A 17174-nucleotide genomic window follows, 5' to 3' on the forward strand; every position below is an offset into this window, starting at 1 on the left:
CGGGCCTCATCGGTTCGTTGTCTGGCGCAGCAGCATGGTGCCGCCGCGCTGAGTAAATTCAAGTTTGTTCAGGGCGCTCATGCCGAGCAGCACCTGATCGCCATGCAGACCGGGCGCCACCAGTGCGCGGACGTCCCGCAGCACGATGTCGCCCAGTTGCAGGCGGTCGATACGGGTGCGATAGCCCTGGCTCAGGCCGTTGGCCGTGCTCAGGGTCACACCGAAACCTTCTTCCAGCTTCAGGCTTTTCGCCACCTCCGCCGGGATTGCCACGTCGGTCGCGCCGGTGTCGAGCATGAACTCCACCGGCCGACCGTTGATCAGTCCGCTGACGACAAAATGCCCTTGGGCGTTGCCGATCAGTTTCACTTCGATATAGCCGTTGCCCTGCTGCGAAGTCACCTCGGCATTGGGATTACGCTGGCGTTCTTCCCACTGGCCGAAAAACCGCGTGGCCAGAAACAGAGCCGCGCACCAGGCCAGAATCATCAGCACCCGACCGGCGCGTTTGCCCGGCGGTTGCGGGCTCATGGCTTGGCGCTCCAGCCACCCTCAGGCGCGGCGAAACGCCAGACGATCGGGCGCGCCTCGCCATCGGCGCGAGGGCCGAAATTGTTGTCGACGCCGATCCAGGCGCCTTGAGCATCGATGACCAGTGCCTCTTCCAGCCCGAAGTTCTGCGCGTAACGACGATTGCTCTGCAACAGCTCGGCCGCATACGACCAGCAAAGCTCGACCTTGGCCGTCTGCGCGTCACGGCGACAGATCTGGTAGGCGTTGCGCTCAAGGGTAAACAGTTTGCCGTTGAACAATGACAGGTCGGAAAAATCCCGATTGACCGGTCTGGCCTTGGGAAACTGCGGCGGCTGCATTTCCATCCCGCCTTCGCTCAGCAGCACACAGCGACCGTCACAGTCCCACACCGTCTGTTGGCGCTTGATCAGCAACAAGCCACGGCTTTGCCGCTCGGCGGCCAGCCACATCTGATCGCCCGCCGGATTGATCGCCAGACCTTCGAAGATCGCATTGAATTGCAGCAACAGGCCACTGGCCCGAGCTTCGCGCACCATCATCGGCGAGATTTTCAGCCACGACGACGGCCCTTGCGGCGGCACCTGCAGTACGGCTGCATGACCTTCGCTGACAATGTAGCGATTGCCGGCGCTGTCGCAGGTGATCCCTTCGAAATCCAGGTCACCGCCACGAACGAACGACGCCGCCCAGGTCCGTGACTTGATGCCCCACGGCAAACCGCTGTCGGGGACTGGCGGCGGATCGATGCGCACGGCAGTCGCCTGCCAGACGGGATCGCGAGTATCGAGACGGTAGATCTGGTCATCATCGCGATCCGACACCGTCCACAGCTCGTTGCCGCACAGGGCCAGCCCCGACAGATTGCCACCGCGCATGCCTTCGACCGGGTGTTCGGCGAGCACGCGCAGTTCTTGCACAGGCTCCGCCGACGCCGTCATCGACCCCAGCAGCAAAGCACCCGCCAAGGCCCCGCCAAACCGCATCAGGCCAGAACCTCGGCGAGGTTGCCCTTGGACTCAAGCCAGGTCTTGCGGTCACCGGCGCGTTTCTTCGCCAGCAGCATGTCCATCATTTCCGAGGTCTCGGCGAAGTCTTCCCCGAGGGTCAACTGCACCAGGCGCCGGGTGTTCGGGTCCATGGTGGTTTCACGCAGTTGCGGCGGGTTCATTTCACCCAGACCCTTGAATCGGGTGACCTGTGGCTTGCCGCGTTTCTTCTCGGCCACCAGACGGTCGAGAATCCCGTCGCGCTCGGCGTCGTCCAGGGCATAGAAAATCTCTTTGCCCAGGTCGATACGGTACAGCGGCGGCATCGCGACGTAGACGTGACCGGCATCCACCAGCGGGCGGAAATGCTGGACGAACAAGGCGCACAACAACGTGGCAATGTGCAGACCGTCGGAGTCGGCGTCGGCGAGGATGCAGATCTTGCCGTAGCGCAGCTGACTCATGTCCTCGGCGCCCGGATCGACACCGATGGCCACGGCAATGTTGTGCACTTCCTGGCTGGCCAGCACTTCGCTGCCGTCGACTTCCCAGGTGTTGAGGATCTTGCCGCGCAACGGCAGGATCGCCTGGAATTCCTTGTCCCGCGCCTGCTTGGCCGAACCGCCGGCGGAATCACCTTCCACCAGGAACAGCTCGGAGCGCATCGGATCCTGCCCGGCGCAATCGGCCAGTTTGCCCGGCAATGCCGGCCCCTGGGTGATGCGCTTGCGCTCGACTTTCTTGCTCGCTTTCAGACGACGCCCGGCGTTGCTGATCGCCAGTTCCGCCAGGGCCAGACCGGTTTCCGGGTTGGCGTTGAGCCACAGGCTGAACGCGTCCTTGACCACGCCGGAGACAAACGCCGCCGCTTCACGGGACGACAGACGCTCCTTGGTCTGGCCGGAGAATTGCGGCTCCTGCATCTTCATCGACAGGACGAAAGCAATGCGTTCCCAAACGTCTTCCGGCGCCAGCTTCACGCCGCGCGGCAGCAGGCTGCGGAATTCGCAGAACTCGCGCATCGCGTCGAGCAAGCCCTGACGCAGACCGTTAACGTGGGTGCCGCCCTGCTCCGTCGGGATCAGGTTGACGTAGCTTTCGGTGACCGAAGTGCCGCCTTCAGGTAGCCACAGCAGCGCCCACTCGACTGCTTCCTTGGTCCCGGCCAGGTTGCCGCAGAACGGCGCGTCCGGCAGACGCTCGAATTCGCTGACGGCGTCTACCAGATAGGAACGCAGGCCATCTTCGTAATGCCATTCGACTTTTTCGCCGGTGCCTTTGTCTTCGAAGCTGATCAGCAGCCCCGGGCACAGAACGGCCTTGGCCTTGAGCACGTGCTTGAGGCGGCTGATGGAGAATTTTGGCGAATCGAAGTATTTCGGATCCGGCGCGAAGTACACGCTGGTCCCGGTATTGCGCTTGCCGACGGTGCCGATCACCTGAAGATCGGTGGCCTTGTAGCCGTCGGCGAAGGTCATCTCATATTCGTTGCCGTCGCGCTTGACCCGCACCCGCACCTGGGTCGACAAGGCGTTGACCACGGAAATACCCACCCCGTGCAGACCGCCGGAGAACTGGTAGTTCTTGTTGGAAAACTTGCCGCCCGCATGGAGCTTGGTGAGGATCAGCTCAACGCCCGACACACCCTCTTCCGGGTGGATGTCGACCGGCATACCGCGACCGTCGTCGCAGACTTCCAGCGAGTGGTCGGCATGGAGGATGACCTGGATCGATTTGGCGTGGCCGGCCAGGGCTTCGTCGACGCTGTTGTCGATGACTTCCTGGGCAAGGTGGTTCGGCCGACTGGTGTCGGTGTACATGCCGGGGCGTTTGCGCACCGGGTCGAGGCCCGAGAGGACTTCGATGGCGTCGGCGTTATAGGAGCTAGCGCTGGGAGTGGCCATAAGGTCTCGTCGTCAGTGATTCAATGAAAATGGGGCAAGACTTCACAGTGCGGTGAAATCGATTGCCTGATAGGTATCGGCGCCAATCCCGGCAAAGCTGAGCAATGCCGGCAATTGTGTAACAAATCCCTGGAAACTGTGGTCGCCACCGGCCTGAATGCGCAAGGCACAGGCCCGGTAATACTGCTGGGCGAGGCGATAATCCAGCGTTTCATCCCCGGTCTGCAACCACACCTGATACCGCTGCGGATCCTGCGGTGCCGGCACTTCCAGTTCGGCCAGGGCCGTCACGTGGTCGTGGGTCAATTCCCAGGTTTCGTCGGTGTACAGGTTTTTCTGCGTCCCCAGGTAGCCGTCGAACATCCGGTGCGGACTGACGGCCGGGTTGACCAGCAGGGCTTTCAGGCCATGGCGCTCGGCCAGGTGAGTCGCATAGTAGCCGCCGAGGGAGCTTCCCACCAGTAATGGCCGACCCAGCTCGGCGATTGCCTGCTCCAGCTGACCGATGGCTTCACGCGGGTGGTGATGCAGCGCCGGGACACGCAGTTGATCGCTCAAACCCAGCCGTTCCATCACCTCGACCAGCTGACAGGCCTTCTTCGAGGCCGGCGCGCTGTTGAAACCGTGGATATAGAGGATCGAACCGGACATTTGAGCTCCCTGGGTGTCGGCTAAAGAAAGCGGAGTTTACAGGGAGTCGAGGGGTGTTGGGCCAGCACCCGAGGAAATCAGCGCTGTGCCCTTGAATCAGTACCCGTTGGAACCGTAATCGACGGTGAACCGGAAATCGGTGACACGCTCCACACCCGTTTCGATCCGCCCGTCCGGCAACAACCGCAACCAGCGATACCCCGGCGCCTGTTCGCCGACCTTGAAGTCGACACTGCCCGGCTCGAACTGGATGCAGGTTGAGGGCGAGGCGATCAGTCGCACGCCATTGCGCTCGCGGTCAATCTCCTGATGCACATGCCCCCACAACACGGCTCGGGCCTGCGGGAAACGATCGAGCACTTCAAAAAACGCTTCGGGATTACGCAACCCAATGGGTTCCATCCACGCGCAACCGAACGAAACCGGGTGATGGTGGAAACAGATCAGATGATGCCGATCCGGCGCTTCGCTCAAGGAGCGGGCCAGCAGTTGCAGTTGTTCATCCTGCAAATACCCCGGCACCGAGCCCGGCACCGCAGAATCCAGCAGGGTCACGCGCCAGTTGCCGACGTCCACGACTGGCTCCAGCAGCGCACTTTGCACAGCCGCCACTTGCATGATCTGCGGTTCATCATGATTGCCGGGAATCCAGCGCTGCGGCGCATTGATTTGCGCCGTCATGTGACGAAACTGCTGGTAGGACTCCAGAGTGCCATCCTGGGACAGGTCACCCGTGGCAATCATCAAGTCGATCTGCGGCTGCTGTTCGAGCACCAGTTCGATGACTTTTTGCAGGCTCTCGCGGGTCTTCATGCCCAGCAGCGCACCGTCCGCCTCGGCGAACAAATGACTGTCGGACAGTTGCACCAGCAACGCCGCATCGGCGGTGGTCAGAGTCGATACGCTCGGCAAGGCGTTCTCCCAAGGCTGGATCGCCGGGTCGGAAAGGTTCGCAATTATGCTGGGGGAAAGCCCCGGGAAGGAACCGTCGAACCGGACGCAGTTCACAACTTGCCGCTGTTATCACAGCTATCGAACGGCAGCGTACTCGTGACCGCAGGCCAGGCAATGACTCAGCCATTCTCCGAGAAAGAGATTGAGCTGGGCCTTTTCGTCCGGCTGATGCATGGCCGCGTTGGGGTAAGGATAGATGCCGCGAAAGCGTCGTGCATGTTCAGCGCTGATCACTTCGGCCATGCGCGCGTCGTGATAGACCTGCACTTCCAGTTGCGGCACCGGCAGCCAGGGCAGGCTGTGTTCCTGACGTACTTGCAGGGTCGTGGTGTACGGACAGGCCTGCAACACTTCGATGGCCAGCACGCCAAGCATCTGGTCACCCTGGGTCACGGCGATGCGCCGTGCCTCGGGTTCGCGGCGCATGTCCGGCAACAGTCGCATCAGACGCGCGTAGTTGGCCTCGCAGGCGGCTTGCAGGCCCACGAGGTCGACACGATAGCGATCGCGCAGTTTGTTTACGACCATAGCCCCCTCACTTCGGCGCGATTGAGCGCCAGCCACTGCAAGGCGATGATGCTCGCCGCATTGGCAATCCGTCCGTCGCGTACGGCCTGCAGGGCATCTGCGAAGGCCCAGACCGTGACGCGGATATCTTCTGCCTCTTCCTCCAGCCCATGCAGGCCGCCGACGCCTTCGGTGCTGCAACGCCCCAGATACAAATACACGAACTCGTTGCTGCCCCCCGGCGACGGGAAATATTGCATCATCGGCCACAGGGCCTTGATGTCGAGTCCAGCTTCCTCCTGCGCTTCACGGCGAGCAACTTCTTCCGGCACTTCTTCCTTGTCGATCAGACCGGCGACCAACTCCACCAGCCAGGGATTGGTGGTCTTGCCCATGGCGCCGACGCGAAACTGCTCGATCAGCACCACTTCATCGCGCTGCGGATCGTAGGGCAGCAGGCACACGGCGTCGTGTCGTACGAACACTTCACGGTTGATCTCGCGGCTCATGCCGCCGGCGAACAGTTCGTGGCGCAAATGCACGCGATCGAGCTTGTAGAAGCCCTTGTAGCATTGCTCGCGTCGCACGATGTCGATGGCGGACGGAATGGCTTTGGCAAAATCGGTCATGAGCATCCTCGTTTACTGCAAATCCTATACGAGGTTCATTTCTGCTACCTGCAACCTCGACTTCGCGCCATCCTAACGCGCCGGTGACGTTTGATGCAGCCCCTTTACCGTCAGCGGGATGGACGGTGGAGGCGAAACCCACTCTAATTAGCTTAGTGGCGAACTGACCGCTTCGTAGAGAGTCGAAGCGGTAACTTTTTGCCTTCCCCTGTTTCAGAAAGGACGCCCATGTCGCTTTTCAAAATCGCCTCCGTGGCCGCCATCGCCCTGACCCTGGGCGCTTGCGCCAGCCTGTTCCAGCCCAACTACCGGACGCCGCTGGAAACCACCCGCGATGCCTCGGAAACACTGAAACCCGGTTGCGCCAACCCTGACTGCCCGCTGGTGAACATCGACACCCTGCACTTCCCGGCAGAGCCTGCACTGGATGGCATCATCGAAAAACGCCTGCTGCAATTCACCCGCACATCGCCGGATGCTCCGGTTGCACCGACCCTGGCCGCCTACCGCGAGCAGTTCCTGCGCACTGCCGGCCCGCGCAACAGCAGCTATTTGCAGGCGAAAGTACGCGAGCAGCATGACGGTCTGGTGATTGTCGAAGTGTCTAGCTACCTGGACACCGGCGGCGCCCATGGCACACCGGGTCGCGGCTTCATCAACTATTCGCGCCAGCAGCACAAGGTGCTGAGCCTGTCGGACATGTTGGTGCCGGGTCAGGAAGACGCGTTCTGGAAGGCTGCGCAGGTCGCGCATAACAGCTGGCTGATCAGCACCAAGCTCGATCAGGAACCGGAATATGTGAAGAACTGGCCGTTCGTCAAAACCCCGCACGTGGCGCTGACCTATGGCGGCGTGATCCTCAAGTACGACGTGACCACCATCGCGCCTTATGCGCTGGGCCACGTCGAACTGAAGATCCCTTATCCGCGCCTGAACGGCATCCTCAAGCCCGAGCTGTTTCCCGGCCGTAACTGAAAGCCCGACCGAGCACGAGCTGCAGCAGCCCTGCCACGACCAGCGCCGGCAGGGTTGCGCCGACATCCGGATACAGGTTGGCCAGCAGGTGATAGGTGCTGATGCCACCCAGCCAGGCCAATAGTGCCGGCCAGCGCAACGCGGCCGAAGCGACCTGACCACTGCGCTTGCGCAGGATGAAGTGATCCACCAGCACCACGCCGAACAGCGGCGCGAACACCGAGCCGATCAACAGCAGGAAGTTCTGGTATTGCGCCAGTGGCGCGAGCAAGGCGATCAGGGTGCAGATCACACCGATGGCCAACGCCAGATGCTCGACTTTCAGACGCAACAGAATCCCGCTGGAAATCGCTGCCGAGTGAATGTCGGCAAAGGCGTTTTCCGACTCGTCCAACAGGATCAGCAGCAACGGAATCCCCAGGCCGGCACCGGCCAGCGCCAGCAGCAGCGCGTTGACTTCACCGCTCGGCGCGAAGGCCAGGGTGTAGGCGACGCCTAGGCTCATCAGCCAGAAGTTGCCGATGAAGAAACCGATGGCCGTGCCACCGAACACATTCTTTGCCCGCTTGCCGAAACGCGAGTAGTCGGCAATCAGCGGCAGCCACGACAGCGGCATCGCGATGGCAATGTCGAAGCCCACGGCGAACGGCATCGAACCATCCCCGGCCTGCGCCCACAAGGCACCCAGATCGGCCTTGGCGAACAGGTTCCAGGTCAGCCAGATGCACGCGGCCAGAATCAGCCAGATGCCCCACTTGCGCAGGATCTTGCGCACGAACGTCAGCGGACCGCTGACGGCGAGCAACGTCGCCAGTGCACCGAAGCACAACGTCCACAACATCGGACTGGCCCACAGCGAACCCTCGCTGAACGCACGGGTGCCGAGCAGGCTGGCGGCGTCTCGCATGACGATGATTTCGAACGAACCCCAACCGATCAGTTGCAACAGATTGAGCAGCGCCGGCAGGCTCGCGCCCTGGCGGCCGAGGCTGAGTTTCAGCGCGGCCATCGACGACAGGCCGGTATCGCTGCCGATCACGCCGACGGCGGCCAGCAACAGGACGCCGACCAGCGTGCCGAGGAAAATCGCCAGCAGCGATCCCGACAGGCCCAGCCCCGGCGCCAGCAGCGCACCGGTCTGCAAAACCATCAGGCCGATGCCGAGGGAGAACCACAGGGAAAACAGATCGCGACCGCCGAATACACGCTTGTCGGCGGGCACAGCGAGGTCGGGGGAATAAGTACCAGGTTGAATGCTCAAGGGTGTTATCTCAGAGGGACATTTGTTGTTTTTTTGATCGCCATCGTCGGAACGCCGCCCGGGACAAGCCCGCTCCCACAGAATCCTCGCTGAACACAAATCCTGTGGGCAACGCAAAACACTGTGGGAGCGGGCTTGCCCGCGATGACGGCGGCGCGAGCGCCGCCAGACTCAGGTCAGATCAAACCTTCTTGTACAGCTGACTGCCTTCCTTCTTGAACCGCTCGGCCTGTTCCGCCAGGCCTTGGGCGACGTCCACGTCGACCGCGTCGATCCGCTGGTTGGCCGCGTATTCGCGGACTTCCTGAGTGATCTTCATCGAGCAGAATTTCGGCCCGCACATCGAACAGAAATGCGCGACCTTCGCCGAGTCCTTCGGCAGGGTTTCATCGTGATACGAACGGGCGGTGTCCGGGTCCAGACCGAGGTTGAACTGGTCTTCCCAACGGAATTCGAACCGCGCCTTGCTCAAGGCGTTGTCGCGGATCTGCGCACCCGGATGCCCCTTGGCCAAGTCCGCTGCGTGAGCGGCGATCTTGTAGGTGATGATCCCGGTTTTCACGTCATCCTTGTTTGGCAGGCCCAGGTGTTCCTTCGGCGTCACGTAGCAGAGCATCGCGCAACCGAACCAGCCGATCATCGCCGCACCGATGCCGGAGGTGATGTGGTCGTAGCCCGGCGCAATGTCGGTGGTCAGCGGGCCGAGGGTGTAGAACGGCGCCTCGTCGCAGCACTCGAGCTGCTTGTCCATGTTCTCTTTGATCAACTGCATCGGCACGTGGCCCGGGCCTTCGATCATGCACTGCACATCGTGCTTCCAGGCGATCTTGGTCAGCTCGCCGAGAGTTTCCAGTTCGCCGAATTGCGCTTCGTCGTTGGCGTCGGCAATCGAGCCCGGACGCAGGCCGTCGCCCAGCGAGAAGCTGACGTCGTAGGCCTTCATGATTTCGCAGATTTCGTCGAAGTGGGTGTAGAGGAAGTTCTCTTTGTGGTGCGCCAGGCACCACTTGGCCATGATCGAACCGCCACGGGACACGATGCCGGTCACGCGCTTGGCGGTCAGCGGCACGTAGCGCAACAGCACGCCAGCGTGGATGGTGAAGTAGTCGACGCCCTGCTCCGCCTGCTCGATCAGCGTGTCGCGGAACAACTCCCAGGTCAGGTCCTCGGCCACGCCATTCACTTTTTCCAGTGCCTGATAAATCGGCACGGTGCCGATCGGAACCGGCGAGTTGCGGATGATCCACTCGCGGGTTTCGTGAATGTGTTTGCCAGTGGACAAGTCCATCACCGTGTCCGAACCCCAGCGAATGCCCCAGGTCAATTTCGCCACTTCTTCTTCGATGGACGAACCCAGCGCGCTGTTGCCGATGTTGCCGTTGATCTTCACCAGGAAGTTACGGCCGATGATCATCGGTTCCAGTTCGACGTGGTTGATGTTGGCCGGGATGATCGCGCGGCCGCGAGCGATTTCTTCACGGACGAACTCGGCGGTGATTTCTTTCGGGATGCTCGCGCCGAAGCTGTGGCCGGCGTGCTGCTGCTTTAACAGGCCGGCGGCGCGGGCCTCCTGCAGCTTCATGTTTTCGCGGATGGCGACGTATTCCATCTCGGCGGTGATGATGCCTTGGCGGGCGTAGTGCATCTGGCTGACGTTGGCCCCGGCCTTGGCACGGCGCGGGTTGTTGACGTGGGCGAAACGCAGCTTGGTCAGTTCGGCGTCGGCAAGGCGTTGCTGGCCGAAGTTGGAGCTCAGGCCTGGCAGGCGTTCGGTGTCGCCACGGTCGTCGATCCACGCCGAACGCACATCGCCCAAGCCTTTGCGCACGTCGATCACTACGTTCGGATCGGTGTACGGGCCGGAGGTGTCGTAGACGGTGACCGGCGCATTGATTTCGCCGCCGAAGTCGGTCGGGGTCACATCGAGGGTGATTTCGCGCATCGGTACGCGGATGTCCGGGCGGGAGCCCTGAACGTAGACTTTTTGCGAACGGGTGAACGGCTTGACTGATTGCTCGTCGACCTTGGCCGAGTCACTCAGGTTGATCGCGTTTTTAGATTTTGTAGTCATCACGGGCTCTCCAGACAGCATCCAGGCAGTGGATTGTCGGAGCAGAACCTGAAAGGCACGGACGCACCAGGACTGGTGCTGTGCATCGTCGTCGAGCGTTCGATTGTCGAACAATTTCCCGGACGAAGCACAAGAGGACTCGCCGGGTGACGAGAAATCTTGTTCCCTACGCAGGCGCTAACCTGATCAGGTTCAACGGGATCCGAAATTATTCGATCTCAGCCTCATAGCAAGGCACCCCGACAAGAACCCGGCCAGTCTAGACACAACCGGCAAAGAACGCCAACACCGTGGCAAACACCATGATGAATGGCGCAATTGCGGCGGCCGACAGGATTGTGAGCGCCTCAATGCACAACTACACTCGCCTTGCCCTGCTGCGCCTTGGCGCCAAGCCTTGACGATGCAGTGCCCGCGCCCTACCTTTGGCGCCCGGATTATTTCCATAATATTCATGCTAGGGATCGCCTCATGCTGCGCAAACTCTCACTGGCTGTTGCCGTGTCTTGTGCGTCCAACGCTATGGTCTGGGCAGCAGAAGCGCCCTTGTCGACCAAGACCGATCTGGTCAGCGTCTATCACGAAGCGGTCGACAACAACGCCGATCTGGCCGCCGCCCGCGCCCAGTACGGTGCCCAGAAAGAAGTGGTGCCTCAGGCCCGCGCCGGGCTGCTGCCGAACCTCTCCGGCGGCGCCGAAACCGCCAACGTGCGCACCTCGATCGACCAGCCTTCGGCCATCGCCAACCGCAGCGCCCACTCCTATCAGGCGACACTGGCTCAGCCGCTGTTCCGCGCCGATCGCTGGTTCCAGTACCAGGCCGCCAAGGACGTCAACGAACAGGCCGCGCTGCAACTCTCAGCCACCGAGCAGAACCTGATCCTGCAATCGGCCGAAGACTACTTCAACGTCCTGCGCAGCCAGGACAACCTGGCCTCGACCAAGGCTGAAGAAGCGGCGTTCAAGCGCCAGCTCGACCAGTCCAACGAGCGCTTCGACGTGGGCCTGTCGGACAAGACCGACGTGCTGCAATCTCAAGCCAGTTACGACACCGCCCGTGCCAACCGGATCGTTGCCCAGCGCCAGGTCGATGATGCATTCGAAGCGCTGATCACCCTGACCAACCGTCAGTACAACTCGATCCAGGGCATCGTCCACACCCTGCCGATCCTGCCGCCGGCGCCAAACGACGCCAAGGCCTGGGTCGACACTGCCGCCAGACAGAATCTCAATCTGCTGGCCAGCAACTTTGCGGTGAGCTCCGCCGAGCAAACGCTGAAACAGCGCAAGGCCGGTCACCTGCCGACGCTGGACGCCGTGGCCAAGTACGAAAAAGGCGACAACGACGCCCTCGGGTTTGCCAACCCGAATGCCTTCGGTACACCGTACAGTGGCAACGTCGAGCAGAGCACCGTAGGCCTGCAACTGAATATTCCGATCTACAGCGGCGGGCTGACCAGCTCCCAAGTGCGCCAGTCCTACGCGCAACTGGATCAGAGCGAGCAGCAGCGCGAAAGCCTGCGCCGGCAGATCGTGGAGAACACCCGCAACCTGCACCGCGCGGTGAACACCGACGTCGAGCAGGTGCAGGCGCGCCGCCAGTCGATCATCTCCAACCAGAGCGCGGTGGAAGCCACGGAAATCGGTTATCAGGTGGGAACGCGCAACATCGTCGACGTGCTCGACGCCCAGCGTCAGCTCTACACCTCGGTGCGCAATTACAACAACACCCGCTACGACTACATTCTCGACAACCTGCGCCTGAAGCAGGCCGCGGGCACCTTGAACCCGGGCGACCTGCAGGACCTGACTCGCTATCTGAAGGCCGACTACAACCCGGACAAGGATTTCCTGCCGCCGGATCTGGCCAAGGCCGCCGAAGAACAGCTCAAGGCCCGGCCTTAAACAAAAACGCAGCCCTGAGGCTGCGTTTTTTTATGGCCGGTCGATCAACCTTCCAAGGCCATCGAGCAAGCGCTGCAACGCGCCCTGATTGCGGCGCATCACGCTCAATCCGGCTTCAGCCATGCGCTGTGCATCGCGCGGCAGTTCGAACAGCCGCTGCACTTCTGTCGCCAGCCCTTCGGCGTCATCCACTTCGGCCAACGCCCCGGCGCTGCGCAACTGTGCGGCGATGTCGAGGAAGTTGAACAGGTGCGGGCCGCTGATCACCGGTTTCGCCAGCGCTGCCGGCTCCAGCAGGTTGTGGCCGCCGTTGGGCACCAGGCTGCCGCCGACGAATGCGCTGTCGGCCAGGGCGTAGAGAAACAGCAACTCGCCCATGGTGTCGCCGAGCAGCACCGACGTTGCAGCATCGACGTTTGTGCCGGTCGACCGACGCACCGTGGCAAAGCCTTCGCGCTGGCACAGTTCGAACACCGAGTTGAAACGCTCCGGATGGCGCGGCACCAAAATCAGCAGCGCATCGGGATGGTTGGCCAGCAAACGGCGATGGGCATTCAGCACCACCTCGTCTTCGCCTTCATGGGTGCTGGCGGCGATCCACACCGGACGCTCCAGCGCCTGCCATTGGCCGCGCAGCTCAGCGGCGCGTTGCAACAGTTGCGGGTCGATGGTCAGGTCGAACTTGATCGAGCCGGTGACTTCCACTGTCTCAGGGCGTGCGCCCAAATCACGGAAGCGCTGGGCTTCAGCGTCGGTCTGCACGGCGAACAGGCTCATCTCGGCCAGCATCGGCGCAGTCAGCTTGCTGAACCGACCGTAGCCTTTGGCCGAACGCTCGGACAGGCGCCCGTTGGCCAGCGCCACCGGAATCCCGCGTTTGGCGCATTGATGAATGTGGTTGGGCCACAGTTCAGTTTCCATGATCACGGCAAGCTTCGGCTGCACGCGATCGAGAAAACGCGCCGCCGCGCAGGGCAAATCGTAAGGCAGGTAGCAATGCTGGATGCGCGGTTCATCGGCGAACAGCGCATTAATGCGCTCCGACCCGGTCGGGGTCATGCAGGTCACGGTGATCGGCAGCTGTGGATAACGTTGCAGCAGCGCACGGATCATCGGCGCAGCCGCGATGCTTTCGCCCACCGACACCGCGTGGACCCAGATGCCGCCGGGTTGCAGCTTCGGCATCCCGTAGGAAAAACGTTCGCCGATCCGCTTGGCATACGCCGGCGCCTTGCGCGAGCGCAGCCACAGCCGAATCGCCACCAATGGCAGCCCCAGGTAAAACAGCGCGGTGTAGAGAGTTCTATTCATGGCGGCGGAGTTTATCGGCTTTTGCCGCCGATCGCCCGCAGGTGTATGGCAAATCGCTCCGCCAGCCATCGCGCCGCTGGCCCCAAGGGTTCGTCACGGCGCCAGACCAGCTCCACCACCAGCGCCGGCGGCGTCCATTCGCTGTCGAGTTCCACCATCAGGCCTTGGTAAGCCGAGTACTGCACCACGTGGCGCGGCAGCCAGGCCCAGCCGAGGTCGCGCACCAGCCATTCGGCCATCACGTAGAAACTGTCGGCGCGCCACACCTGTGGGCTGGCCGGTTCACTGCCGGGATAGACGCTGGTCTGGGTCGACATCAACAGTTGCCGATGTTGCGCAAGCTGCTGACAGTTGACTTGCGACTGCGCAGCCAGAGGATGATTGACGCCACACACCGTGACCATTTCCACACTGCCCAGCACCCGGCGCTCCAGTGCCTCGGGGATTTCATCGTGATAGAACAGCAATCCGAGATCGGCCCGACGCTCCACCAGTTTGCGCGAAACCTCGCCCTGGGCCGCGCTGGTCAGTTGCACCTCCAAAGTCGGAAACTGCTCGGCCAGCGCACCGAAGCTTTCCACCAGTGCCTGGTAGGGCATCGCCTCATCCTGGGCGACCCGCAATTGCGCCTCCTGACCGCGCAACATGGCCATGGCCCGGCCGTTCAATCGCTCGCATTGACGCAGCACTTCCCGTGCCTCTTCTAACAAGGCCTCACCCGCTTCGGTAAGACTCGGCTGGCGACCGCTGCTACGCTCGAACAGACTGACACCGAGGTCGTCCTCCAGCATCGCAATGGCGCTGCTGATCGCCGACTGCGCCTTGCGTTGCTGGCGTGCCACGGCGGAGAACGAGCACTGTTCCGCGACCGCAACGAACACGCGCAACTGATCCAGATTCCATTGCATGCTCATCGACCAACCCATCTTTTAAACAGATAGGTAATGACTTTACCCCATCTGGGGAGTCACTAGAATGCCGCCTCAGAAAGCAACGCTTCACATGAGGATTTGAACATGAACGCTTACGTCTACCTGGCCATCGCCATTTGCGCCGAAGTGATCGCGACCGTTTCGATGAAAGCCGTCAAGGGTTTCAGCACGCCTTTGCCACTGGTGCTGGTCATCGTCGGCTACGGCATCGCGTTCTGGATGCTGACGCTGGTAGTGCGCAGCGTGCCGGTGGGCGTGGCCTACGCGGTGTGGGCCGGCATGGGCATCGTGATGGTCAGCATCGCGGCGCTGTTCATCTACGGGCAGAAGCTGGATATCCCGGCGATGCTCGGGATGGGCTTGATCGTACTTGGCGTGGTGGTGATCCAGTTGTTCTCGAAAACCGCCGGCCACTGATAAGTCGATCCAGATGCCTGTGGGAGCCAGCGTGCTCCCACAGTGACTGATGCCTTCCCTCTGTTGATCAGCAACAAATCCCCTTTTCCCCGAGTCTGTATACTGCGCCCTCGTCTTGAACACTGAGGTCGTTGCATGCCATCTCCCATTTCCACCGACGTGCTGATTGTTGGCGCTGGTGTCGCCGGCCTCTGGCTGAACGCGCGCCTGCGCCGCCAGGGTTTTTCGACCGTGCTGGTGGAAAGCGCCAGCCTCGGCGGCGGGCAGAGCGTGAAGTCCCAGGGCATCATCCACGGCGGCGCCAAGTACGCGCTGCACGGTGCGCTGACCGGCGCTTCGGAAGCCATCGCCGACATGCCGCGTCGCTGGCGTGAAGCCCTGGCCGGCAACGGCGAGCTGGACCTGAGCGGCGTACGCCTGCTGTCCGAAGCCCATTACCTGTGGTCGCCGGGCACATTGGCCGGCAACCTCACCAGTTTCTTCGCCAGTAAAGCAGTGCGTGGCCGGGTCGATCAGGTCAAGGGCGATCAATTGCCGCCGGCCCTGCAAGACAAGCGCTTCAAGGGCAAGGTCTACCGCCTCGCAGAACTGGTGGTCGATGTTCCGAGCCTTATCCAGCGTCTGGCGGACTTGTCGGGCGACGGTCTGCTCGCCGGCCAGAACATCGAACCGTTGCTGGAAAGTGGTTTGCTGGTCGGCCTGAAGGTCGACGGCCGTGAGATCCGCGCCCAGCGCATCGTGCTCAGCGCCGGCGCGGGCACGGCGGGCCTGCTGGAAGCCCTTGGCCTGACTCATCCGGCCATGCAACGCCGGCCGCTGCACATGATCATCGCCAAGGGCGCGGGGCTGAAGCCGCTGTACGCTCATTGCCTGGGCGGCGGCACCAAACCACGCATCACCGTCACGACCCATCCGGCAGCGAATGGTCAGTGGGTCTGGTACATGGGTGGCGACATTGCCGAAAGCGAAGGCGTTGCCCGCGAGCCAGCCGAGCAGATCGCCACTGCGCAAAAGGAAATCGCACAGTTGTTGCCGTGGATCGATCTCAGCACCACGCAATGGGCGACCCTGCGCGTCGACCGTGCCGAGCCGCTGCAAACCGGCCTGACCCGCCCGGACAACGCTTTCCTCGCAGAAGAAGGTCGCCTGCTGGTTGGCTGGCCAACCAAACTCGCCCTGGCGCCGGACTTCGCCGACCGGGTGATCGCCTCCCTGCAACGCGACGGCATCCAGCCGAGCCACGCTGCTCCGCTGCCCGAGCTGCCGAAACCACCAATGGGCGTTCCGGCCTGGGAGCAACTGCTGCCATGAGCCTGCCGACCCTGCACGATTTGCACCGCCCACTGGGCAGCACCGGCCTGCTGGTTTCGCCGCTGGGCCTGGGCACCGTCAAACTCGGCCGCGACCAAGGCGTGAAATACCCCAACGGCTTCCAGATCCCCGACGACGACGCTGCGCGGATGCTGCTCAAGCAGGCGCGGGAGCTGGGCATCAACCTGATCGACACCGCCCCGGCCTATGGCCACAGCGAAGAACGCCTCGGCCCTCTGTTGCGCGGCGAGCGTCAGGACTGGGTGATCGTCAGCAAGGTCGGCGAAGAATTTATCGATGGCCAGTCGACCCACGACTTCAGCGCCGCTCACACCCGTATGTCGGTGGAACGCAGCCTGCAACGTCTGGAAACCGATTTTATCGACCTGGTGCTGGTGCACTCCGATGGCAATGACCTGGCGATTCTCAACGACAGCGAAGTCTATGCAACCCTCGCGGCGCTGAAGGCCGAGGGCAAGATCCGTGGCTTCGGTTTTTCCGGCAAAACCGTCGACGGCGGCCTGAAAGCATTGGAGCAAGGCGACTGCGCGATGGTCACCTACAATCTGAACGAACAAAACGAGAAGGCTGTCATTGACTATGCTGCTGCCCACGGCAAAGCCATCCTGGTGAAGAAGGCCCTGGCCAGCGGTCACGTGTGCCTGAGCCCCGGCGTGGATCCGGTGCGCGCCAGCTTCGAGTTGCTGTTCGCCCAGCCCGGCGTGGCCAGTGCCATTGTCGGGACGATCAATCCGCTGCACCTCGCCCACAACGTTGCGACCGTTGCCCAGGTCCTGCGTGGTCAATGACGCCGCTTCGCGGCCTT

16 protein-coding genes and 1 riboswitch are annotated in these 17174 nt (G+C 62.3%); of the genes, 5 read left to right on the forward strand and 11 right to left on the reverse strand.

Features of this window, described 5'->3' with window-relative positions; translation table 11 throughout:
• Window positions 1-6 precede the first annotated feature (6 nt).
• From JJN09_RS16000 to JJN09_RS16030, 7 genes are all read right to left on the reverse strand, one after another.
• A complete protein-coding gene (locus tag JJN09_RS16000; protein WP_249482593.1) occupies window positions 7-531 on the reverse strand; it encodes a TIGR02281 family clan AA aspartic protease in 525 nt (174 codons plus the stop codon).
• Complete coding sequence (locus JJN09_RS16005) at window positions 528-1517, reverse strand: esterase-like activity of phytase family protein (RefSeq protein ID WP_249482594.1); 990 nt, start codon at window positions 1515-1517, stop codon at window positions 528-530. Before JJN09_RS16005 ends, JJN09_RS16000 begins: the two co-directional genes overlap by 4 nt.
• Window positions 1517-3424 carry a DNA topoisomerase IV subunit B gene (gene parE / locus JJN09_RS16010; RefSeq protein WP_096819839.1) on the reverse strand — a complete coding sequence of 636 codons (1908 nt, stop codon included), beginning with the start codon at window positions 3422-3424 and terminating at the stop codon, window positions 1517-1519. The genes JJN09_RS16005 and parE overlap by 1 nt, the downstream gene beginning before the upstream one ends.
• A gap of 42 nt (window positions 3425-3466) precedes the next feature.
• Window positions 3467-4075 carry a YqiA/YcfP family alpha/beta fold hydrolase gene (locus JJN09_RS16015; protein ID WP_064382909.1) on the reverse strand — a complete coding sequence of 203 codons (609 nt, stop codon included), beginning with the start codon at window positions 4073-4075 and terminating at the stop codon, window positions 3467-3469.
• A gap of 96 nt (window positions 4076-4171) precedes the next feature.
• Complete coding sequence (gene cpdA / locus JJN09_RS16020; protein ID WP_249482595.1) at window positions 4172-4987, reverse strand: 3',5'-cyclic-AMP phosphodiesterase; 816 nt, start codon at window positions 4985-4987, stop codon at window positions 4172-4174.
• Window positions 4988-5104: 117 nt separating this feature from the next.
• Complete coding sequence (locus tag JJN09_RS16025) at window positions 5105-5557, reverse strand: DUF1249 domain-containing protein (protein WP_096819841.1); 453 nt, start codon at window positions 5555-5557, stop codon at window positions 5105-5107.
• Window positions 5548-6165 (reverse strand): NUDIX domain-containing protein, encoded by a 618-nt coding sequence (locus tag JJN09_RS16030; protein WP_249482596.1) that lies wholly within the window; start codon window positions 6163-6165, stop codon window positions 5548-5550. Before JJN09_RS16030 ends, JJN09_RS16025 begins: the two co-directional genes overlap by 10 nt.
• Before the next feature lie 228 nt (window positions 6166-6393).
• Here JJN09_RS16030 and JJN09_RS16035 point away from each other — a divergent pair, with 228 nt between their 5' ends.
• On the forward strand, window positions 6394-7140 hold the full coding sequence (locus JJN09_RS16035) for an RsiV family protein (protein ID WP_249482597.1): 747 nt from the start codon (window positions 6394-6396) through the stop codon (window positions 7138-7140).
• Here JJN09_RS16035 and cytX read toward each other — a convergent pair.
• Window positions 7109-8401: a putative hydroxymethylpyrimidine transporter CytX gene (cytX, locus tag JJN09_RS16040; protein WP_249482598.1), complete on the reverse strand. Its 1293-nt coding sequence runs from the start codon at window positions 8399-8401 to the stop codon at window positions 7109-7111. The genes JJN09_RS16035 and cytX overlap by 32 nt on opposite strands.
• A 181-nt stretch (window positions 8402-8582) precedes the next feature.
• On the reverse strand, window positions 8583-10472 hold the full coding sequence (thiC, locus tag JJN09_RS16045) for a phosphomethylpyrimidine synthase ThiC (RefSeq protein WP_249482599.1): 1890 nt from the start codon (window positions 10470-10472) through the stop codon (window positions 8583-8585).
• A 146-nt stretch (window positions 10473-10618) separates the two neighbouring features.
• Window positions 10619-10724: riboswitch (TPP riboswitch) on the reverse strand.
• Between the two features lie 219 nt (window positions 10725-10943).
• On the opposite strand from thiC, the gene JJN09_RS16050 reads away from it, so the two are divergent.
• A complete protein-coding gene (locus tag JJN09_RS16050) occupies window positions 10944-12377 on the forward strand; it encodes a TolC family outer membrane protein (protein WP_249482600.1) in 1434 nt (477 codons plus the stop codon).
• Window positions 12378-12407: 30 nt separating this feature from the next.
• Here the strand turns inward: JJN09_RS16050 and waaA are convergent, their stop codons facing one another.
• Both waaA and JJN09_RS16060 read right to left on the reverse strand, forming a co-directional pair.
• On the reverse strand, window positions 12408-13688 hold the full coding sequence (gene waaA / locus JJN09_RS16055) for a lipid IV(A) 3-deoxy-D-manno-octulosonic acid transferase (protein ID WP_249482601.1): 1281 nt from the start codon (window positions 13686-13688) through the stop codon (window positions 12408-12410).
• Window positions 13689-13699: 11 nt separating this feature from the next.
• Entirely contained in the window at window positions 13700-14602 is a 903-nt protein-coding gene (locus JJN09_RS16060) for a LysR family transcriptional regulator (protein ID WP_249482602.1), read from the reverse strand.
• A 102-nt stretch (window positions 14603-14704) separates the two neighbouring features.
• On the opposite strand from JJN09_RS16060, the gene JJN09_RS16065 reads away from it, so the two are divergent.
• From JJN09_RS16065 to JJN09_RS16075, 3 genes are all read left to right on the forward strand, one after another.
• The gene (locus tag JJN09_RS16065) at window positions 14705-15037 is read left to right on the forward strand and encodes a multidrug efflux SMR transporter (protein ID WP_096819849.1); all 333 of its coding nucleotides are present in this window, start codon (window positions 14705-14707) and stop codon (window positions 15035-15037) included.
• A gap of 135 nt (window positions 15038-15172) precedes the next feature.
• Window positions 15173-16348, forward strand: coding sequence for an FAD-binding oxidoreductase (locus JJN09_RS16070; RefSeq protein WP_249482603.1), 1176 nt, complete (start codon window positions 15173-15175; stop codon window positions 16346-16348).
• Complete coding sequence (locus JJN09_RS16075) at window positions 16345-17157, forward strand: aldo/keto reductase (protein WP_249482604.1); 813 nt, start codon at window positions 16345-16347, stop codon at window positions 17155-17157. Before JJN09_RS16070 ends, JJN09_RS16075 begins: the two co-directional genes overlap by 4 nt.
• The last annotated feature ends 17 nt before the right edge of the window (window positions 17158-17174 follow it).

It is taken from the genome of Pseudomonas sp. HS6 (assembly GCF_023375815.1).
Classification (GTDB): Bacteria; Pseudomonadota; Gammaproteobacteria; order Pseudomonadales; family Pseudomonadaceae; genus Aquipseudomonas.